The 22,515-nt window shown below is 26.7% G+C and carries 20 protein-coding genes; 18 read left to right on the top strand and 2 right to left on the bottom strand.

Features of this window, described 5'->3' with window-relative positions; translation table 11 throughout:
• Positions 1 to 106: 106 nt before the first annotated feature.
• Entirely contained in the window at positions 107 to 1,234 is a 1,128-nt protein-coding gene (locus tag ACYUEW_RS13095; RefSeq protein ID WP_003487932.1) for a glycosyltransferase family 4 protein, read from the bottom strand.
• Between the two features lie 116 nt (positions 1,235 to 1,350).
• Between ACYUEW_RS13095 and ACYUEW_RS13090 the strand changes: the two genes are divergently transcribed.
• The 12 genes from ACYUEW_RS13090 to spoIIR all read left to right on the top strand — a co-directional run bounded on the left by ACYUEW_RS13090 (position 1,351) and on the right by spoIIR (position 15,006).
• Complete coding sequence (locus ACYUEW_RS13090) at positions 1,351 to 2,355, top strand: CotS family spore coat protein (protein WP_003487930.1); 1,005 nt, start codon at positions 1,351 to 1,353, stop codon at positions 2,353 to 2,355.
• A gap of 123 nt (positions 2,356 to 2,478) precedes the next feature.
• On the top strand, positions 2,479 to 3,381 hold the full coding sequence (gene yabG, locus ACYUEW_RS13085) for a sporulation peptidase YabG (protein WP_003487928.1): 903 nt from the start codon (positions 2,479 to 2,481) through the stop codon (positions 3,379 to 3,381).
• Between the two features lie 195 nt (positions 3,382 to 3,576).
• Positions 3,577 to 3,813: a Veg family protein gene (locus tag ACYUEW_RS13080; RefSeq protein WP_003491830.1), complete on the top strand. Its 237-nt coding sequence runs from the start codon at positions 3,577 to 3,579 to the stop codon at positions 3,811 to 3,813.
• A gap of 102 nt (positions 3,814 to 3,915) precedes the next feature.
• Positions 3,916 to 5,478: a DUF3794 and LysM peptidoglycan-binding domain-containing protein gene (locus ACYUEW_RS13075; protein WP_003487924.1), complete on the top strand. Its 1,563-nt coding sequence runs from the start codon at positions 3,916 to 3,918 to the stop codon at positions 5,476 to 5,478.
• A 197-nt stretch (positions 5,479 to 5,675) separates the two neighbouring features.
• Positions 5,676 to 6,476, top strand: coding sequence for a cyanophycinase (locus tag ACYUEW_RS13070; RefSeq protein ID WP_003487922.1), 801 nt, complete (start codon positions 5,676 to 5,678; stop codon positions 6,474 to 6,476).
• A gap of 43 nt (positions 6,477 to 6,519) precedes the next feature.
• Positions 6,520 to 9,141: a cyanophycin synthetase gene (gene cphA, locus ACYUEW_RS13065; RefSeq protein WP_460276907.1), complete on the top strand. Its 2,622-nt coding sequence runs from the start codon at positions 6,520 to 6,522 to the stop codon at positions 9,139 to 9,141.
• 92 nt (positions 9,142 to 9,233) lie between these two features.
• A complete protein-coding gene (gene ispE / locus ACYUEW_RS13060; protein WP_460276906.1) occupies positions 9,234 to 10,076 on the top strand; it encodes a 4-(cytidine 5'-diphospho)-2-C-methyl-D-erythritol kinase in 843 nt (280 codons plus the stop codon).
• A gap of 161 nt (positions 10,077 to 10,237) precedes the next feature.
• Positions 10,238 to 10,435, top strand: a complete 198-nt coding sequence (locus ACYUEW_RS13055; protein ID WP_003487916.1) for a CLC_0170 family protein — start codon at positions 10,238 to 10,240, stop codon at positions 10,433 to 10,435.
• Positions 10,436 to 10,494: 59 nt separating this feature from the next.
• Positions 10,495 to 11,955, top strand: coding sequence for a spore germination protein (locus ACYUEW_RS13050; RefSeq protein ID WP_003487913.1), 1,461 nt, complete (start codon positions 10,495 to 10,497; stop codon positions 11,953 to 11,955).
• A gap of 19 nt (positions 11,956 to 11,974) precedes the next feature.
• Positions 11,975 to 13,078: a GerAB/ArcD/ProY family transporter gene (locus ACYUEW_RS13045; protein ID WP_085333784.1), complete on the top strand. Its 1,104-nt coding sequence runs from the start codon at positions 11,975 to 11,977 to the stop codon at positions 13,076 to 13,078.
• Between the two features lie 43 nt (positions 13,079 to 13,121).
• Complete coding sequence (locus ACYUEW_RS13040) at positions 13,122 to 14,300, top strand: Ger(x)C family spore germination protein (RefSeq protein ID WP_045515707.1); 1,179 nt, start codon at positions 13,122 to 13,124, stop codon at positions 14,298 to 14,300.
• A gap of 73 nt (positions 14,301 to 14,373) precedes the next feature.
• Positions 14,374 to 15,006 (top strand): stage II sporulation protein R, encoded by a 633-nt coding sequence (gene spoIIR, locus ACYUEW_RS13035; protein WP_042385953.1) that lies wholly within the window; start codon positions 14,374 to 14,376, stop codon positions 15,004 to 15,006.
• A gap of 36 nt (positions 15,007 to 15,042) precedes the next feature.
• Here the strand turns inward: spoIIR and ACYUEW_RS13030 are convergent, their stop codons facing one another.
• Positions 15,043 to 16,284: an MGDG synthase family glycosyltransferase gene (locus tag ACYUEW_RS13030; protein WP_460276905.1), complete on the bottom strand. Its 1,242-nt coding sequence runs from the start codon at positions 16,282 to 16,284 to the stop codon at positions 15,043 to 15,045.
• A gap of 382 nt (positions 16,285 to 16,666) precedes the next feature.
• Between ACYUEW_RS13030 and ypeB the strand changes: the two genes are divergently transcribed.
• The 6 genes from ypeB to ACYUEW_RS13000 all read left to right on the top strand — a co-directional run bounded on the left by ypeB (position 16,667) and on the right by ACYUEW_RS13000 (position 22,457).
• Positions 16,667 to 18,037 (top strand): germination protein YpeB, encoded by a 1,371-nt coding sequence (gene ypeB, locus ACYUEW_RS13025; RefSeq protein ID WP_191596725.1) that lies wholly within the window; start codon positions 16,667 to 16,669, stop codon positions 18,035 to 18,037.
• Positions 18,038 to 18,138: 101 nt separating this feature from the next.
• Positions 18,139 to 19,119 carry a tRNA 4-thiouridine(8) synthase ThiI gene (locus ACYUEW_RS13020; RefSeq protein WP_265203658.1) on the top strand — a complete coding sequence of 327 codons (981 nt, stop codon included), beginning with the start codon at positions 18,139 to 18,141 and terminating at the stop codon, positions 19,117 to 19,119.
• A gap of 18 nt (positions 19,120 to 19,137) precedes the next feature.
• A complete protein-coding gene (locus ACYUEW_RS13015; protein WP_003487897.1) occupies positions 19,138 to 19,566 on the top strand; it encodes a YwiB family protein in 429 nt (142 codons plus the stop codon).
• A gap of 141 nt (positions 19,567 to 19,707) precedes the next feature.
• Complete coding sequence (locus ACYUEW_RS13010; protein ID WP_042385942.1) at positions 19,708 to 20,007, top strand: hypothetical protein; 300 nt, start codon at positions 19,708 to 19,710, stop codon at positions 20,005 to 20,007.
• A 235-nt stretch (positions 20,008 to 20,242) separates the two neighbouring features.
• Complete coding sequence (locus ACYUEW_RS13005; protein WP_460276904.1) at positions 20,243 to 21,844, top strand: CTP synthase; 1,602 nt, start codon at positions 20,243 to 20,245, stop codon at positions 21,842 to 21,844.
• Positions 21,845 to 22,112: 268 nt separating this feature from the next.
• Positions 22,113 to 22,457 carry a hypothetical protein gene (locus ACYUEW_RS13000; protein WP_003487891.1) on the top strand — a complete coding sequence of 115 codons (345 nt, stop codon included), beginning with the start codon at positions 22,113 to 22,115 and terminating at the stop codon, positions 22,455 to 22,457.
• The last annotated feature ends 58 nt before the right edge of the window (positions 22,458 to 22,515 follow it).

Genomic DNA, 22,515 nt, shown 5'->3' with positions numbered 1-22,515 from the left:
CAATATAATATATAGATTATTTATATAATATTTTTAATTTGTAAAATATAATTCAAATTTTATAACCCGAAAATTATTTAAGACTCCAGTTAAGGGGGGCTGGAGTCTAATTAGAGTATAGTATTTTTTTGTAGGCTAATAAAGTGTTTTTAGCACAATTATTCCAAGTAAGTTGAGAGGTTCTATTTAAACCTCGTTTTATTAATATGTTTCTCATGTTTTCATTAGATAATGCAGTATACATAGCTTTACATATACTATCAGTATCATAGGGATTTATTAGCATTGCTGCATCTTTTGTTATTTCTGGTATAGATGTTACATTAGATGTTATTACTGGAGTGCCACAAGCCATAGCTTCTATAGGTGGCAATCCAAAACCTTCATAAAAGGATGGATATACAAATAGTTCAGCACAATTATAAAAATAAGGTAAATCTTTAACGGATATAAATCCAGGAAAAAATACTTTATTTTCTATATTTAATTCCCGAACTCTTTCTATATATTTTTCGTATATTTTACCTTTTCTCCCTACTATAATTAAACAGATATCTTTCTTATATATGTTTATAAGATTATAAAATGCATCAATTAGTCCTAATATATTTTTTCTAGGACTAAATCCACCAACATATAAAATAAAATTTTTATTTATGTTATATTTCATTTTTAATATATTTCTACAAAAATCTTTATTTAATGGCATATATATATCTTCACTAGCTAAATGAGTTACAAAAATTTTGTCTTCAGGATAGTTAAAAGATTTCATTATATCTTTTTTTGAAAAATCAGAAACTGTTATTATACCATCAGAAGAAGAAACTATTTTAGGTATTTCTTCTGAAAATATTTTTAAATATCTATCGCTTACGGTTTCCGGCATTCTATAAGGAATTACATCATGTAATGTTATTATAAATTTACAATTTTTATTTTTAGGAAGTCCTACCCCATTTTGAGGTACGTGATAAATGTCCATGCTATTGTTTTTTAATATTGCAGGTAGGTTTACTTCATTCCAAAAATTTTTTGGAGAATGAGCATTTATATTTTTTATATTAAAATTATTGTTTAATTTTAAAGGAGAATTTGAAAATTCAGGATTAAAAATTAAATAATCATTTTTCTTATCTATTTTATTTAGAGAATTGATTAATTGGTAAGTGTAAGTGCCTATTCCAGTGCCTCTATACCAATAAGCAGGTCTTCCATCAATACCTATGCGCATAAAAATTTTCCTTTCTTAATTCATCATAATTCATTATATTAATTTAAAGGGAAAAGTGTTAAATTACTTCTAAAACTATAATAATACACATATAGTTTTAATAGAGGTGGTTAACTATGATGAGAGAATTTGAAATTGAAAGACAGTTTAATATTAAAATTGAAAAACTTAAACCTCATAGAGGAGTATATCATTTAAAAACTAATGAAGGAGATAGATGTTTAAAAAAAATTAATTATGGGGTACAAAAATTATTATTTGTTTCTGGTGCTAAAGAACATCTTATGAAGAATGGATTTAACTATGTGGACAATTATTTTTTAAATCTAAATGAGGAACCCTATGCACTGGTAAACGAAGATATATATACTTTGTCAGAATGGATAGAAGGGAGAGAATGTAATTTTAGAGACAAAGAAGATCTCATATTAGCAGCTAGGGCATTAGCTTATCTTCATATAGCATCAAAAGGATATGAACCTCCAGAGAATAGTAAGCTGAAAACAGATTTAGGTAGATGGCCAAATTTAATGAAAAAAAGAGTTAGATCTTTAGATAAAATGAGAGAAATGATAAGGAAGAATAACAATAAAACGGATTTTGATCTAAGTTATATAAAAAACATAGAATTTTACAAGGAATTAGGTAAGAGATCTATGAAAGTTTTAGAGGATTCTGCTTATATGGAAATATGCAAAAAAACTGAGGAAGAAAAAAGCTTTTGTCATCATGATTATACTTATCATAATATAATAATAGATAAAAATAATGATATTAATGTTATAGATTTTGATTATTGTAAAAGAGAAATAAAAACTTACGATATTTCTAATTTTATGATAAAGGTTTTAAAAAGAGTAGATTGGAACATAGAATATGCAGAACTTATATTAAATTCTTACACAGCTATAAATCCATTAAAACAGGAAGAGTATAGAACCTTATTTGCATTTTTATTATTTCCACAGAGATTTTGGAGATTAAGCAACAGATATTATTACAATGAAGTTACTTGGCCATCAAATACTTTTAATAAGAAGATGGAGGAATTGATTTCTGAAAAAGATAAATATATTAATTTTATTGAAGAATTTAAAAAAATATATTCACAAAAAGAATAATGAATATATTAAGGCATATGAAGCTTATATAGTTTTATATGCCTTAAATAGTTTTGTTAACAAATTTATTATAAGCATCATAGTATATAGAGTGATTGATTTATTAAGGTGGAGCTAAATTATATGGAAATAGGAGATATAGTTGTAAGAAAATCTTATAAAAAAGACATAACATTTAAAATAATAGATATAAAGCAAGAAGAAGACAGGGAAATATATACTTTAAAAGGTGTAAATGTAAGAATAATAGCAGATTCGCCATACGAAGATTTAGAAGAAGTATCAGTAGCTACTATGACTAAGAAAGAAGAAGTGTTTACTAGTAAAGTCAATGACTCTATAAAAAAAATATTAGATGATAGAAAATTTAGAGGGGAGGCTAAGGGAAAGCACTTAAATAAGAAAAGTAAGATAGAGAAAATGTATAGAACAAATAAAAATATAAAAACCAAAGAATTGTATTTTGGGAGGCCAGGTAAAATTCTTCATGTAGATGGAGATTCAGAATACTTAGATACATGTCTTAAGGTATACAAGCAATTGCAGTTAGATGTGGTTGGAGAGACCGTTTTAGAAAAGGAACAACCTAATAAGGTATTAAATTTAGTTAAGTTATACAAACCTGATATCGTAGTCATAACAGGCCATGATGCTGTATTAAAAGAAACGGAAAATTATACAGATATAAATAACTATAGAAACTCTAAATATTTTGTTAAGACTGTAGGGGTTTTAAGAGATTATGAAAGAAGTTATGATGATTTAATTATATTCGCTGGGGCTTGTCAATCTTGTTATGAAGCTATATTAGATGCAGGTGCTAATTATGCTAGTTCCCCAGGAAGGGTTTTAATACATTGCTTAGACCCAGTATTTTTATGTGAAAAAATAGCCTATACAAACATAAGTAATATAGTATCTATAGAGGACGCTTTAGAAAATACAATAACAGGTATAAAAGGAATCGGTGGATTGCAAACTAGAGGGAAATATAGAGAAGGGTTTCCTAAGTCAGAATATGTATAGAGCTTTATTAAATTTTGAATATATATATAATTTTAAGGTAATATTAAGAATAACAAGAAATTTTTAAAAAAATCGAAATATTTATATGAAAAATAATATTGACAAACCTTATAATAAATTGGTAAAATATAAAGTTGATTTGACATTTTCTATATTTTAATGTATAATGTAAAATGTAGAAAGAGGGTGTTAAATATGGAAAGAAGAAATGTCATCGCTAACATAAAAAGAGACATAGAAAGCCATGTTGGTGAAAGGGTAACTTTAAAAGCAAATGGTGGAAGAAGAAAAACATTTGTTAATGAAGGTGTACTAGAAGAAACTTACCCAAGTATTTTTGTTATAAGATTAGAAGACGACACCCAAAGGAAAGTGACATATAGTTATTCGGATGTATTAACAAAGACAGTTCAATTAGATTTTGTATTATAAATGGATTGGTACTTAATAAGTACCAATTTTTTTTTTATATGCATAATTCCCCTAAAACTATTATATAAATTATTAGTAGGCTTTATGGGAGGGATAAGTTAAATGGACTTGAATTTACTTAAAGAAAATATAGAATGTGAACAATTACTTGGAGAAAATTTTGTTAATACCCCTATAAAGGGGGAATATGTTATTCCAGATACTCATCCAGATGTTTATGAAGTACTTATGTTAGATGCTAAACCTTATATAACAAGTAAGGAAGTCATGCAAGATAAACTTTATATGGAAGGATATATAGACTATAACATATTATATCTTGCAAAAGAAGAAGAGAGAGGGGTTTTATACAATACTAGATATAGTAGCAAGTTTTCAAATGATATGCAGATAACTGGAACAGAAAAAGATATGTTATGCGAAGCTGAATGTTTTGTTGAGGATATGTATTGTAAAATAGTTAACGAAAGAAAAATATCTATAGAAGGCATAGTTAGATTAAAGGGAGCAGTTTATAAAAAATATAATTTTGAAATAATAAAAGATTTAGATGCACTGCAGGATATACAAATGCTTAGGAACCCAATTTCTATTGATAAAATAGCAGGTACAGCTACAGGAGAGCTTTTGGTTAAAACTAGTATAAAAATAGGAGCTGATAAACCAGAGGTAGGAAGTATATTAAAGACTAATTTAAATATTCATAAAAAGAAAATAACTGTATTAGATGATAAAGTAAGTGTAGAGGCTTTTGCTAAAATAGAATTAATATATAGGGCTAAGGAAAATAGAGATATTTGCTATATAGTGGATGATATATTTATAGATAAGGAAGTAGAATTAGAGGGAGTAAATTCTTTCATGGAAAGTTATACGGATTTTACTGTAGATGGAATAAATACAGAACCTAAAGAAGATGATTTAGGAGAAAGTAGAATTATAGATGTAGAAGCACTTGTTAAATCTAATACAAGGGTTATGTATAAAAAAGAAATAGAACTTATAGAAGACATGTATTCACCTAATATGATGTTAAATATGAATAAAGAAGATTATGAATTAAATGTTATGCAAGGCCATTCTAAAAATGAATGCATAGTCAAAGAAAATATAGAAATAACATCTGATATGCCTAGTATAAGAGAGATAATAATGACAGAAGGGAAGGCATATATAACAGACAAAAAAATAGTAGAAGATAAGGTAGTTGTAGAAGGAGTTTTAAATGCAGAAGTTATGTATAAAACTACAGAGGATGAGAAGTATATTTATACTTTAAAAGAAGATATGCCTTTTAGTTGTGCCGTAGACATACCAGGAACTAAAATAGATATGCAATGCATGACAAAGGTAGTATTAGAAGATATAGAAGCTAATATAGAAGCTAATACTGTAGCTATAAAAGCTTTAATAGAAGTATATTCAAGAGTTAATTATACATCACACAAAGAATTTTTAGTAAATGTGGAGCCAATGGAAGAAGAAGTTCCTGAAAAAAAATCTAGCATAACAATATATGTAGTACAACAAGGAGATACTCTTTGGAAGATAGCAAAAAGATATTATACTACAGTAGATAATTTAGTATTAATTAATGAAATTGATAATCCGGATGTTATAAAACCAGGACAAAAATTAATAATACCTGGTAAAGCTATTATATAATTATTTATAAGGTAAAACTTAATTTGAATTGAGTTTTTATTTTATAAGATAAATTTAGTGTTTATTTTTTATATATAAATAAAAAAGCTCTATATGACAATAATATTATAAGTATTGTTATATAGGGTATTTTTGTGCATAAAAATAGTTTATATGGAAAAAATAAAAAATATATATAAAAGGAAGGGGTATGTATTTTGCAAAAAAAAATACAAGGTAACCTCATAATCATAGGAGGAGCTGAAGATAAAAAAGACGGCAAAGATATATTAAAAGAAGTATGCAAAAAAATAGATAAAGATAAAGAAGAGCTATTAATAGCTACTGTAGCATCTGAACTTCCAGAGGAACTAGGAGAAGAGTACACAAATATATTTAAAAATTTAGGTGTAAAAAATGTAAAAACATTAAATATAAACAATAGAAAAGATACTCATTATGAAGGAAATATAAATTTAATTAAGAATGCATCTCTTATATTCTTTACTGGAGGAGACCAATTAAGAATAACAAGTTTATTAGGAGGAACACCCCTTTACAGAGCATTAGAAAGAGCCTATAAAGAAGGCTGTATGTTTGTGGGAACCTCAGCAGGAGCCTCAGTCATGAGTGATACTATGATAGTTTCTGGACTGGATGATGAATCACCAAGAAAGTGTACATTAAAAATGGCACCAGGATTATCACTTATAAAAGGAGTAATAATAGATCAACATTTTGCTCAAAGAGGAAGAATAGGAAGACTTTTAACGGGCATTGCAGAAAATCCTCAATGGTTAGGAATAGGTATAGACGAGGACACAGCTATTATTGTTAATCCAGAGGGGCAGTTTAAAGTAATTGGCTCTGGAGCAGTATATATAATAGATGGAACAGAGATAAGTGGTACAAATGTTTCAGAACAATACCCAGACGAAATACTATCTATATTTGATGTTAAATTACATGTACTTAAAAATAGAGATAAGTTTGATTTGAATTATAGAAGGCCTATATAACAAAGCATAGATGTTTTTGGAAAAGAGGAGGAAATATTACAACATGAAAATAGAAGATATAAGAGTATTTGAGGGACGAAATATTTATTCTCATAAAAAATGTATAAGAATGAATGTAGATTTAGAAGGATATAGTAATATATCTAGTAAAGAAATAGAAGGCTTTAACGAGACTCTTTTAAATTATGTTCCAGAATTAAGAGAGCATTGCTGTTGTGTAGGTAGAAAAGGTGGTTTTGTAGAAAGACTTTATGAAGGAACTTACTTATCTCATATATGTGAACACGTAATAATAGCATTACAAAATAGAATTGGTATAGATGTAAGTTACGGTAAAGCAAGAGAAATACAAGAAGAAAAATATTATATAATTTATCAATATAAATATAAAAATATGGCTATTGAGTGTGGAAAAATAGCCGTAAATCTAATTAATAATATAATCAATGGAAAAAAATATAATATGAAAATTAAAACAAAAGAATTAATATGTTTATTAAAGGCAGAGGAGCTTGGACCTAGCACTTCAGCCATAATACAAGAAGCTAAAAAGAGAAGTATTCCTGTTACAAAAATAGGGGAAGATAGTATGTTTCAATTGGGATATGGCATAAAGGGAAAAACTATAGAGGCAACCATATGTAATAGCACTAGTGCTGTATCTGTGGATATAGCTTGTGACAAATTACTATCTAAAAATATATTGATAGATCAGTGTATACCTGTTGCTGAAGGATATAAAGTGAAAAATTACATTGATTTATTATTTAAAGCAGAAAAACTAGGCTACCCAGTAGTTTTAAAACCACGTTTTGGTAACCAGGGTAAGGGTGTAGTAGTAAATATAAAAAACCAAAAGGATCTAGTAAATGCTTACAGCATAATAAATAAAAAATTCCAGGATATAATGATAGAGAAATATATCAATGGTAAAGATTACAGGGCATGCGTTGTAGATGGAAAGGTGGTGGCTGTAGCACAACGAATTCCACCATACATAATAGGTAATGGTAAAGATAGTATTTATGAATTGATAAAGGAATTGAATAGGGATGAAAGAAGAGGATATGGACATGAAAAACCATTAACTAAAGTAAAAATAGATAAAGACCTTAAAAATAATATAAATAAAGAAGGATATACTTTAGGGTATATACTTCCTAAGGGATATAAATTGGAACTAAGGCATAATGCTAATTTATCTACTGGAGGAGTAGCTATAGATTGTACTGATTTAATATGCAATGAAACAAAAGAAGTTTGTGAGAGAGTTGCTAAAGCTATAGGATTAAATATATGTGGAATAGATATATGCTGTAGTGATATAAGCCAGCCACTTAATGATAATGAAGGTATAATGGAAGTAAATGCAGCACCTGGTATAAGAATGCATCAATATCCTTATAAAGGAGAAAGTAGAAATGTAGCAAAGGCCATAGTAGATATGATGTTTAAGGAAGACAATGGGACCATACCTATTATATCTATTACAGGAACTAATGGGAAAACTACAACTACTAGATTAATAGCTCATACTTTAAGTCTTTTAGGTAAAAAGGTAGGAATGACAACCACTGGTGGCATCTATATAAATAATAAATGTATAGATAAAGGAGATACTACCGGATATTATAGTGCTAGGACTGTATTAACCAATAAAGAGGTAGAAGTAGCTGTTTTAGAACTAGCAAGAGGTGGATTAATCAAAGCAGGTTTACCTTACGATTTAGCGGATGTAGGTGTAATAACCAATATTACAGAGGATCATTTAGGATTGGGAGGCATAAATACTTTAGAGGATATGGCTTATGTTAAATCATTAGTAGGAGAAGCTGTTAAAAAAGATGGATATGTAGTAATAAATGCCGATGATAAAGCTAGTTTAAATATTATAGATAGGATGACAAGTAAAATTATATTATTTACTAAAAATAAAAATAATCCTATTGTATCTAAATATTTAAATAATAAAAATTTAATAGTATATTTGGAAGAAAATATTATATATTTACAGAATTTAAATGAAAATAAAGAAATAATAAATGTTAATAAAGCTCCTATAACATTAGGAGGAAAATTAACTTATAATATAGAAAACATAATGGCATCTATAGCAGCATTAATAGCATTAGGATTAGATATAAATACTATTAGAGAAGGCCTAGAAAGTTTTACTAATGAAGAACAAAATCCTGGTAGATTTAATATGTATAATGTACATGGAACAAATGTAATATTAGATTATGGACACAACATTGAAGGATATAAAGTGGTTTTAGAAAGTGTTAAAAAAATTGACCATAAAAGAATAATAGGAGTTATAGGAGTTCCTGGAGATAGAACCAATAGTAGTACGTTAAAAGTAGGTAATATCTGTGGAGAAAATTTTGATTATATCTATGTAAAGGAAGATAGAGACAAAAGAGGAAGAGAACATGGGGAAATAGCAGGTTTGTTAAAAAAAGGAATTTTAGAAATGGGATTTAAAAATTCTAAGTTAGATATAATATTAGATGAGGAAGAAGCTCTTAAAAAGGCTATAGAATTCTCTGAGCCAGGAGACTTGGTCATAATGTTTTTTGAAGAATTTGAACCAGCAGCAAATATTGTAAAGAATAAAATAAAAAAAGGCAGGCTAACAAAAAGTGAAACAGCTTTAGCATAGGATTAAAGCTACAATTTATGAATATCATGATTGTAGCTTTAATTTTTTTGATGTATTATATATTTTATAATATATTTTTGGGGAGGAATGAAATGTTATCAAAAGCTTATGCTAAAATAAATTTATCCTTAGATGTAATAGGAAAAAGAGAAGACGGATATCACCTTTTAAAGATGTTAATGCAAACTATAGATTTATATGACTTAATAGAAATAAAAAAAATTAAAAAAGGTATAATAATAGATTGTGATAGAGAGTATATACCCAAAGATAGGAGAAATTTGGCATATAAAGCAGCAGAACTATTTTTAGATAGATACAATATAGAGTCAGGAGTTAGAATAAATATAACTAAAAATATACCAGTAGCAGCAGGATTGGCAGGAGGAAGCACAGATGCAGCTACAGTTCTGAAAACAATGAGGGATATATTCAAACCAAATATAAGTAATGAAGAATTGAAAGAAATATCTTTAAATATAGGAGCAGATGTACCTTTTTGCATAGAAGGTGGAACCGCCCTTTGCGAAGGTATAGGAGAAAAAATAACGCCTATAAAAAATTTTAGAAATCAGATATTAGTATTAGTTAAGCCTAATTTTGGGGTATCTACAAAAGAGGTATATAATAATTTAAAAGTAGAAAAGATATATATTCATCCTAATATCACAAAATTAATAGAATCAATAGAAGAAACTGATTTAAAATCTGTAGCTAGAAATATGAAGAATGTCTTAGAAAATGTTACATTAAAAAAATATAAGACATTAAATTCTATAAAAAGTAATTTTATAGAGTTAGGAGCATTAGGAAGCATGATGAGTGGTAGCGGACCCAGTGTATTTGGATTATTTGATGATATGTTAAAGGCTCAAATATGTTATGATAATATGAAAGAAAGGTATAAAGAAGTATTTATAACAAGAACAATATAATAGCCAAAGGACCATAGAGATATGTTTTAAGAAGTATTTCTATGGCCTTTTTGTTATTTTACTATTTATGTATAAAATTAAAATTTTTGCTTAAATGAATAAATTAAAGTTATGAAGGAAAAAATACTTTAGAACTAATTTTAAATTTATTGGAGGATTTTATGGGAAGAATAATAGGTATATTTGATAACTATTTTATAGCTTTAGTATTAATCCAAGGGGGTATTACTATATTTATAGATGCTCCTTCTTTTAAAAACTCAAATATGATTAAAAGTTATAAGCAAGCTAGATATATTGGTATTTTTATTATAACTATAAGTTTAATATTATATATTCTGCAAAAAACATTGTTTTAAAAGAGTATATTTATTAAAATCTATTATTTTCAAGGTTAGTTCTAAAGGGAGTGTAAACAATGAAGGAAATAGTTAAGGATGAAATATATAAAAATATAGACAAAAATATAAAATATATAAAAGAATTACTAGAAGGTAGTTCTGATATGGTTTTTAGAGAATTTTTAATAGGAAATACAAAAGCTTTTATAGTGTACATAGATGGTATGGCGGATAAAAATTTGTTAAATGATTATGTTTTAGAATCGCTTATGTTAGAAGCACATAAACTGAATAGCATAGATAACATTAAAAATAAGATTTTAACAGTAACAGACTTATCAGAACAAGAAAAATTAAGCAAAGTCATAGATTTAGTGTTATCAGGAGAGACTTTACTATTAATAGATGGCATTGATAAGGCTTATGTAATAGCTACAAGACTTTGGCCTGTTAGGGGGATTGGAGAACCACAGTCAGAAACAGCAATAAAAGGAAGTAGAGATGGGTTTACAGAAACTATAAGATTTAATACTGCATTGGTTAGAAGGAGAATAAGAGATACTAGATTGAAAATAGAGTCTAAAAAATTAGGAGTAAGATCTAAAACCGATGTGACCATTATGTACATAGAAGATATTGTAAATCAGGATGTTTTAAATAATTTATATCATAGATTAGAAAAAATAAAAATTGATGCTATATTCGGAAGCGGATATGTAGAACATTTCATAGAGGATAATAAATGGTCCCTTTTTCCAACCACTAAAAGTACAGAGAGACCAGATGTGGTAGCTTCAGCTTTATATGAAGGAAGAGTAGCTATTTTAGTTGATAATTCACCCTTCGCTATTATAGTCCCTACTACTTTACCAAGTTTGTTTCAGTCCCCTGACGATTACTATCAAAGATGGATACATTCATCAATAATACGAATAATAAGATTATTTTCAATGATTATTAGTATGATATTACCGGCTATGTATGTAGCTGTAACTTCCTATCATAGTGCTATTATACCAACCAAGTTAGCTTATTTTATAGCTGCATCTAGAGAAGGAGTTCCTTTTCCCGCTTATATGGAAGCTATAATAATGGAACTTAGCTTAGCATTATTAATGGAATCTATAGTTAGATTACCAAAACCTGTAGGGTCTACTATAGGTATTGTTGGAGGACTTATAATAGGTCAGGCAGCAGTATCAGCAGGTATTGTAAGTCCTATCATGATAATTATTGTTTCTATAACTACTATAACAAACTTTACAGCCCCAAGTTATGATGTAAGTTCTTCGTTCAGGATAATTAGATTTTTATTAATTATAGCAGCATCATTCTTAGGGTTATATGGAGTGGTTTTAGGTTTAATAGTAGTGTTGATACATTTAGTAAGATTAAAAAGTTTTGGAATACCTTATTTATCACCTATTGTTAATCCAAGCATTAGTGATTTCAAAGATATGTATATAAGAGCCCCTATAAGGTCTTTTAAGAAAAGACCAGATTATATGAAAACTAGAGATAAAATAAGACAAAGATAAAATAGATTTGGAGGAATTAATGGTGAGGGATGAGAACTTTGTAACATCTTATAGTTTATTTGCTACCATTGTAACTAGTGTTATTGGTATAAGTGTATTTTCTTATGCTAGTGATCTTTCAAATATAGTTGGAAATGATGGATGGATAGTAATAATCATAAGCGCTTTAATTAGCTTTTTTTTAATATATATTATGTATTTAATAATAAAATTTAATAATTATAATGAATTCTATGAAATAGTAAGTGATAATTTTGGAGCAGTTTTAGGAAAACTTATAGCCTTAAGTTTTATTATGTATAACATTATATATATATCTAATGGATTAAGGGTTTTCATAGAGGAAATTAAATTATACTTATTAGAGAAGACTCCTACAGAATTTTTGATTATTGTTAGTATAATTGTAGCTAGTTATCTTATAAGAGGAGAGGTTGATACTCTTGTTAAATTTAATGAAGTAGCCTTCTGGGTTAGCTTTATTCCAGTTATATTTATACTAATCTTTGCATTTTATCAAGGGGATTTTACCAATTTATTACCTGTATTTGAAAATAAACCTACTAATTATATAAAAGCTACATGGACTACTATAAATAGATTTAAAGGAATAGAAATTATATTTCTGTTATTACCCTTTATGAAAAAAAAGAATAAAACTCCCAAAGTATTGTTTAATAGTTTATTTTTTATAGGTGTTTTTTATATTTTTATAGTAATTTTATCTATAATTATGTTTTCAACAGAACAGGTAAAAGTAATGCTTTGGCCAGGAATAACAATGATAAAGTCTATAGATATACCTGGCACATTTGTTGAAAGATGGGAAGGTATAATTATGGCTGTGTGGGTGTTGTTTTTCTTTACTACATTTACTAACACTTATTATTTTTCAGCAGATGTATTAAAAGATATATTACATATAGAAGATATAAAAATATCTTCTTTACTTATAGTGCCATTTATATATATTATTGCACTATATCCTGAGAATGTAGCTGAAGTAATGAGTGTAGAAAAAAGTTTAATGTCTATATTGTTTATTATAAATATAGTGGTTATTCCTATAATTTTATTTGCAATAAGTAAGTTTAAATTAAGTAAAAGAAAGGGTAAATATTAAAAGTAAGTATAAGCATAAATATATATTTAGGAGTTGTTATATTATGAAATCAAAAAAGTATTTAGTTATAATGCTTATATTATCAACTATATGTATGACAGGATGCTGGGATAAGGTAGAAATAGATAAAAAAGCATTTGTTTCCGTTCTAGGAGTGGATGCGGGAAAGGATATAGGAAAAGAAAAGCAGCTAGAGAAAATAAGTCCTGCTGCATCTTTTACAGGAAGTAAGTTTGACAAAATAAGAGTAACCTATGCTTTTCCGGATATAAGTAAATTAGGACCTGAAAAGGGAGGAACAGCAGCAGATAATACTATGTCAGTAGATGCATATTCAATGCAGGATAGTATGGATAAAATTGTAAATAAAAGTAGTAGAAATTTAAGTTTTGGACACTTAAAACTTATGGTTTTAAATACAAGTATTTTGGATTATAGCAATACTTTTAAAGAAGTAATAGATTATATACAAAGACAACCCGCTATAAATAGAATGATTTATATAGTTTTTTCAGAAGATAAAAGTGAAGAAATATTACGTTTTAAACCTAATATGGAAAAAAGTATAGAAAATTATATAATAGGTATGTTAGAAAATAATGAAAAAAATAATACGGCTTTTCCACTTACATTAAATGAATTTTTAGAAGAGACTAGCCAAAATAATACAGCTTTGATACCTGTTATTAATATAGATAAAAAAAATAAGGATCTTAAAATATCAAAAGTTGCTGTAATAAAAAATAATAAGATAAAAGGATATATAAGTACAGAGCAATCTAATAATATACAACTTATAAATAAAAAATTTAAAGGTGGAACTAGAACTATAATAAGAGATGGAAGCCCTTTAGACTATTCCATAGAAAACAGTGAAAGAAAAATTAAGTTAAAGGATAAAGAAAATTTGAGTTTTGATATAAAATTAAATTTAGAAGGCCAAATTAAAGGATATAATATTGATAAACAAATATCTTCTAAAGGGGATATAAATAAAATAGAAGAGGATTTAAATAAAGCTATAACACAAGAAATAAATGAAGTTATAAGGGTATCTCAAAGTGAGTATAATACAGATATCTTAGATTTAGGGGAATATGTTCATAAGTATCATCCTAAGCTGTGGAAAAAAATAAAAGGTAATTGGAATGATTTATATAAAAGTTTAGATATAAATGTTACTGTAGATACAAAAGTTAGAAGAATAGGAGCAATAAAATAATTTTTTAAAATTGAATATAACTATAATATTTGGTAATAATAACTAATAAATAAGATCAATGGGGGGAATATATATGAAAAGAATATTAGTTTTTATGTTAAGTATTATAGTTATATTTTTTATTGGCTTTAATTCTTTTAATTTAGTTTATGGGAGTACAAGCAGTGAACAAAAAAATATTTCAAATAAAATAATAAGGTTTCATGTCTTAGCAAATAGTGATAGTATAGAAGATCAAAGTTTGAAACTTAAAGTTAAAGATGAAATAATAAAATATATGATGCCAAAATTAGACAAAAGTAATAGCATAGATGAGTCAAGAAAAATATTAAAAGAAAATGATAAAGAGATAAAAAAAATAGCAGAAAATATCATAAATAAAAATGGATATAAATATTCAGTTAATACTTATTTAAGACAAGAGCAATTTCCTATAAAAACCTATGGGAATATAACCTTGCCACAAGGGCAATATGAAGCCTATAAAATCGTTATAGGCAATGGTCAGGGGCAAAATTGGTGGTGTGTTATGTTTCCACCATTATGTTTTGTTGATGTAACAAAAGGAGAAGTATCAACAAAGGAAACAGAACAAAAAATGAAAAAAGTATTAAAAGAAGAAGAGTTGAAGTCTATTAATAATTCAAAAAATTCTTATGAAATAAAGTTTAAAGTTGTAGAAGAGATTAATAAATTAAAAAAATAAAAAAAACTCTGTATTTGAAAATAATACAGAGTTTTTTTATAATAAAAATTTTTCAGCTGTTTTTATAAAATATTTTTCTATAGATTTAAACAAATTTTTATTTTTATTACTAATTATATGGTTAGATACATACATTTTATTTTTAGCAGAGTCATTTCTTTTGATGCTCATTAAAAATTTTAATAAGTTATAAATATCATTTCCAGAATTTGGCTTGGCGAATTTGTTACAATTTAAACTCATAGTTTTTAATGATGATTCAGATTTTAATAAATCACTTATTATATTTTTTGTATCTTCTATAGAGTCTATACTTATAGCTAAATTATGTCTTAATAAAAATTCTGCATTTTTTTCTTCTTGACCTGGTATAGGCGAAAAAATAGCCATTGGTATATTTGAAACTAATGCTTCTGTAATAGTAAGACCACCAGGTTTAGTTAAAAGCAAATCACAACATTGCATATATTTATTTACTTCATTAGTAAAGCCTATGATTCTAGTTTCCTTATCAGAATCTTCTTTTAATTTACTTAATTGGCTATATAGTTTTTTATTATTACCTGTTATTATAATAATTTGTATATTTTGTTCTATTTTTATTAATTCGCTATAAAGGTCAGATATTTTACCTATACCTAAACTTCCGCCCATTATTAAAAAAGTAGGAATATTAATATTTAGGTCTAATTCTTTTAAGGTTTTTTCTTTATCATATTTGTTTAAAAAACTTGGGCTAACAGGTATACCAAAATCAAAAATTTTATTTTTAGGAACATCTCTGGCTACCATCTCATCAATCATATCTGAATTAGATACTACATAAGCATCCGTATGCTCTTGAATCCAAAAACGATGAGGAGCATAATCAGTAAGTATAGTTAGAGAAGGTATATTTAATTTGTCCTTATCTTTCATAATAGATATCATTTCAGCTGGGAAAGGATGAGTACATATTATAACATCTGGGTCAAATTCATCTATTAAATGAGAAAGTTTGTAGTTCATAATTTTGCTCAGATTAGAACTTATAACTGTGGCTAAGCCTTCATCATCCTCTGAATGGTCATATAATTTCCCAAATAAAGAAGGAGTTACTTTTAATGTTTTCAAATAGCTACCTATAATAACTTTATCTATTAAAGGGTTTATATACTTTAATGTATCTATTATAGTGATTTCGGCTTCATTATTATTTAATTTTATATAAGATTTTAATGCTTCTGCTGCATGACTATGGCCACCTCCAGCAGAAACAGATAATATTAGAATTTTCATTTAGTCACCCTCTAATTTATTATGTAATAAATAAAATATGATTGTAGAAATAAAATTTAGTGTATGGGTTATACATTAACATTATATAGGATAAATATATAATTATAAATGTATTTAAATAAGTTTTAAGGATTTTTTAATATGAGAATATAAAATGTTAAGAAGTATTAAGAAGTATATTAAATATATTATATATTATAAATATAAAATAAATACTTAAATATTTTACAAAAATTAGATCGTATAGTCTATAATAACATAGAATTAAAAATAAGAAACCTATAAATTATAGTTATATATTCAAATAAATTTTATCAATTAATGAATAACCCCAACTATAAATACAGATAATAAAGTAAGAAATGTTGGGAGGTTAGGATATATGAAAAAAAGTACTAAAAGAATACTATATACTTTAACTGTAACATTGATAGTTGTTTTTTCAAGTACATTTGCTATTTTAATGACTTTAGAAAGAAATGATTATAGAAATTATCTTCAAGGTGAATATAGTAAAAATTTACATGAACTAATAACTTCTGTACAAAACATAAGAGTTAATTTATCTAAAGCACCTATTATAGGTTCAAGAGAGCAGGAAATAGTTACATTTGAAGAAATATTTAAATATTCATCTATGGCCAATGACAAATTACATTCATTACCTATAGACCAAAACACAATAACAAATACTAGTAAATTTTTATCCCAAGTGGGAGATTTTTCTAACAGTTTAGCAAAGTCAATAGTTAAAAATAATAATTTGTCAAAAGATGATTATGACAATATAGAAAGATTAAAAAAAGAATCACTTCAGTTAGAAAATCAATTAAATAACGTTGTTATGGATGTTAATGAAGGTAGAGTTAGATGGGGAGATATAAGAAAGAAAGTAAGTGGAGTATTAGCTAAAGAAAATCCAAATTCAATTAAAGGTCAATTTAATAATATACAAAAACAGGTTATGCAGTATCCTGCGTTAATTTATGATGGACCTTTTTCAGATAACACTTTAGAAATAACTCCTAAAATAAATAGTGAAAAAAAGATTAATGAAAATGAAGCAAAGAAAATAGCTAAAAATATAATAGGAAACGATAAAGTAGAATCTATTAAATTAGATACAAATGAAGGAAAAACTAATATAGCAACCTATAGATTTATAGTTAATATTAAAGGTAGGGAAGGTAAAAAAGATAATGTTACATGTGAAATTAGCAAGCATGGTGGAAAACTAGTATATTTAATAGATTCTAGAGGAGTAGGTCAACCTAAAATAGATAAAAAAAGAGCTATAAATATAGGAAATGATTATCTTAAAAAACTTAAAATTTCTAATATGGTACCTACATATACTTTAAATTATGATAATGTAGCTGTAATAAATTATGTATACAAACAGAATGATGTAATAGTGTACCCAGATCAAGTAAAGTTAAAAATAGCTTTAGATAAAGGGGAAATAATAGGAGTAGAATCAGAAAAATATTTAATATCTCATCATGATAGGAATATTAATAAAAATATAAAGGTTAGTGAAAAGGACGCAGAAAAGAGAGTTGGAAAAAATTTAAATATTACTAATGTTAGATTAAGCATTATTCCGACAGAGGCTAATACAGAAGTTTTGTGCTATGAATTTTCTGGAACTTATAAAAATGATAAATTTAAAATATTTATAAATGCCAATACAGGGTATGAAGAGAGGATATTACAAATACTAGATACCCCAAATGGTGAATTAACAATATGATATAATACAAATAAAGAGTGAATAATAGTGTATTCACTCTTTATTTGTATTATAATAATAATTATTGAAAAGTAAGTAATATGAAAAGAAGGGTGAGTTTAATGACAAGAGCTTTAGCTATGATATCAGGTGGCTTAGATAGTACATTAGCTGCTAAACTTATAAAAGATCAAGGAATAGAAGTAATAGGAATATGTTTTAGATCATATTTTTTTAATGAAAAAAATGCAGAGAGAATGACTAAACAGATTGATATACCTTTAGAAGTAGTGGATTTTTCAAAGAAACATTTAGAAATGGTTAAAAATCCTAAACATGGTTATGGGAAAAATATGAATCCATGTATTGATTGTCATTCTATGATGATGAAATATTCAGGAGAACTTTTAGAAAAATTTAATGCAGACTTTATAATAACAGGAGAGGTTTTAAATCAGAGGCCTATGTCACAAAATAAAGCAGCTTTAAATGTAGTAAAAAAAGAATCAGGATATGAACAAAAAATATTAAGACCGTTATGTGCCAAGATTTTACCACCTACAGAAATGGAGTTACAAAATCTCGTAGACAGAGAAAAACTTTTAGATATATCTGGTAGAAGTAGAAAGGTTCAAATGGATTTAGCAGAAAAATGGGGTATAAAAGAGTACCCTTCACCAGCAGGCGGATGTAAACTTACAGAGCCTAATTATGCAAAAAGATTAAAGGATTTACTAAAACATAAGGAAACTCCTGAAGAAAGAGAACTTGAATTATTAAAATACGGAAGACATTTTAGAATATCAGAGAATTGTAAAATAATATCTACTAGAACTAAAGAAGAAGGAGATGTTATTAAAAATTACTTAAGTTCAAAAGACTATATGTTTTTAGCTTGTGATTATAATGGTTCTACTGTGGTAATAATAGGAGAACCTAATGAAGATGATATAAAATTAGCAGCGGAAATAACAGGGCGATATAGCAAAGGTAAAGATGAAGATGAGATAAAGGTTAAGTATGGTAAAGTCAATACTAATTTAAATAATATAATAGAAGTAAAGCCAGCTTCTGATGATTATTTAAAAAAATTTATAATATAAAGAAAAGGAATGTAAGCTATGAAAAAGAAAGCACTTATCCATGTTTTAAGTTCTGTTCCAGAGGCAAAAGAAAAAAATGATTCAATAGAAGTGGTTACACCAGGAAACTTTTATAAAAAAGATAGGAATTATTATGCTGTTTATGAAGAAACTGCTATATCTGGAATGGAAGGTACTACTACTACTCTTAAAATAAGTGAAAAAAATTTTTCACTAATAAGAATGGGAAGTACTAGTACAAAAATGGACTTTGCACTAAATAAGAAAAATATGTCTATGTATAGTACTCCTTATGGTACTTTAGAGATAAATATAAACACTAAGAAATTAGATATAAATATAGATGATAATGGGGGAAGTATATATATTGACTATATTATGAGTGTAGCAGGACAAAAACCTCAAAACACTATATTAAATATAAATATATCGCCTGAAAAAAAATAAATATCATATGTATTTACATAATCAGTATTAACCCTCTTAAGATAGTGTTTTAATTATAAAATCCTTGCTTAAGAGGGCTAATGTTGTTTAAAAATAAACTATATGGACAAAATTATAATAAAAACCGTAAGAGGTGTTATTATGAATTATTTTACAAACTCAAAATATGAAAATATAATAAAATTGTTATGTAAATATAAAGGTATATCTGAATATGAAATGATAAACATAGTGAGAGATAATGAATGCAGGTATTTATTATTTTTATTATTAAGAAAATATAATTGCATAGAAATAGAAAACTTGAAAAAAGATTTTAATATTAGTGATTATGAAGGTATATGTAATAATATAGAGGAAGCAGAAAAGAAATTATTATTAAATAAAAAAATAAGAGATATGTTTTTTGAAGCAGGAGAAATTTTAGATAACATAAAATAAAAATTAACGAAAAAATATAGCACAACATAATAATTTGTGTTATTATATATAGGTATGTTTTTTGAATGCATAAAAATTTACATAAAATCGCGATTTTAAATATTAAAGGTAAGGATTATTATATATTAAAATTCCAATGATGTCAATAGATTTTATGTAAATTTGGTGCAGAATAATACAAACTTAAACTTTGGAGGTGAAAACTGCTTTATTATATATTAAAGCAGGAGAGCGTATGAGCACTAAATATATATTTGTAACAGGTGGGGTTGTTTCTTCATTAGGGAAAGGAATAACAGCAGCTTCTTTAGGAAGACTTTTAAAAAATAGAGGACTTAAGGTTTCAATACAAAAATTTGATCCATATATAAATATAGATCCAGGAACAATGAGCCCTTATCAACATGGTGAAGTATTTGTAACAGAGGATGGTGCAGAAACAGATCTAGATTTAGGCCATTATGAAAGGTTTATAGATGAAAATTTAAGCCAAAATAGTAATGTAACTACAGGAAAGATTTACTGGTCTGTTATATCTAAAGAAAGAAAAGGTGATTATTTAGGTGCCACAGTGCAGGTAATACCTCATATAACTACAGAAATAAAATCTAGAGTATATAGGGTAGCCAAAGAAAAGGAAGTAGATGTAGTTATAACTGAAATAGGTGGAACTATAGGGGATATAGAATCTCTACCTTTTTTAGAGTCTATAAGACAAATCAAATATGAAGTTGGAAGAGAAAATGTATGCTTTATTCATGTAACCTTACTACCTTTCTTAGGAAAAGCAGGGGAGTTAAAGACAAAGCCTACCCAACATTCAGTTAAAGAACTTAGAGGAATAGGGATACAGCCAGATATCATAGTTTGTCGATCAGAAAAACAGATATCAGAGGAATTAAAGGAGAAAATAGGATTATTTTGTAATGTAGATAAAGAGGATGTCATACAAAATTTAGACGCAGAAAATCTTTATGAAGTACCATTAATGCTACATAAAGAAAATTTAGATACTTTAGTATGCAAGAAATTAGGCCTAAATTACAGTAAAATAGATAATACAGAATGGATATCAATGGTGAATAATGCAAAAAATCTTTCTAAGAATACTACTATAGCTTTGGTAGGTAAGTATGTAGAATTACATGATGCTTATATATCAATAGTGGAAGCTTTAAACCATGGCGGTTATGCTAACGATACTAAGGTGAATATAAAATGGATAAATTCTGAAGAAGTAAATGAAAATAATTTTGAGCAGCATTTAAAAGATGCGGATGGTATATTGGTACCAGGTGGATTTGGCGATAGAGGAATAGAAGGGAAAATATGGTCTGCTAAATGGGCAAGAGAAAATAAAATACCTTTTTTAGGAATATGTCTGGGAATGCAATGTGCAGTAATAGAGTTCGCGAGAAATGTATTAAATTATAAAGGGGCTCATAGTGCTGAGATAGATCCAAATACAAAATATCCAGTAATAGATTTAATGCCAGAACAAAAGGATATAGATAATATGGGAGGAACTATGAGATTGGGATCCTATCCTTGTAAATTACTTAAGGGTACAAATGCAGAAAAAGCTTATGGACAAGAGATTGTATATGAAAGACATAGACATAGATATGAATTTAATAATGAATATAGGAGTAAGCTAACAGAAGCAGGTCTAATATTATCAGGAACAAGTCCAGATGATAGACTAGTAGAAATAGTAGAGATAAATAATCATCCTTGGTATGTAGCTGTTCAATTTCATCCGGAATTAAAATCAAGACCTAATAAACCACATCCATTGTTTAAAGATTTTGTAAAAGCTACTTTAGATAAAAAATAAATTTTATATATTATTTAAGATTTAATATATGTTAATAAACAACAACATCAGAATTTATAAAAATGAGTAATTTTGGTGTTGTTGTTTTTCTTGTATAAGCTATTAATTTATAGGAAAGATATTTTTAAAAGTAAATATTAAACTAATAATACTTGAAGGATTTAACATATATTTATAGAAATATAATAACAAGAGAAATGAAAAAGTTAATGAAAAATATATAAGTTTGTTATGAATTGTAAAATTATGAGAGGGGAGATGGAGTCCTATGATAATACAAACAGAATTAGGTATAGCTATTAAAAATACCTTTGGGAAATATGAATTAGTAGATTTTTCTTTATTCAATACTTCTAAAATAAATGAATATGAATTAGGGCTCACAATTAATAAAAGCAATAAAGGGAATATTGCAATTACTGTTAAGTGTCATATATGCAATAATATTCACAAATATAATTATAATATAGATGAATTTTTAAAAAGAGAAATTATTGTAGGCGGGTGTGAAATATTAGGCATACCATTATTTTACATAGGTAACAAATCTACCATAGAAGAAAGAGTATATAAACAAAATCAGATTTTTGATAAAATATATATGATGGTTTAGAGTAACTTTTAAAAGTTACTCTTTATTTTTATTTATATATGGATTAAAATACATAAAT

The sequence above is a fragment of the Clostridium sp. CTA-1 genome, from assembly GCF_054768215.1.
Note: the sequence above shows the minus strand (reverse complement) of the source record. Positions and strands in the feature narration are given on the sequence as shown.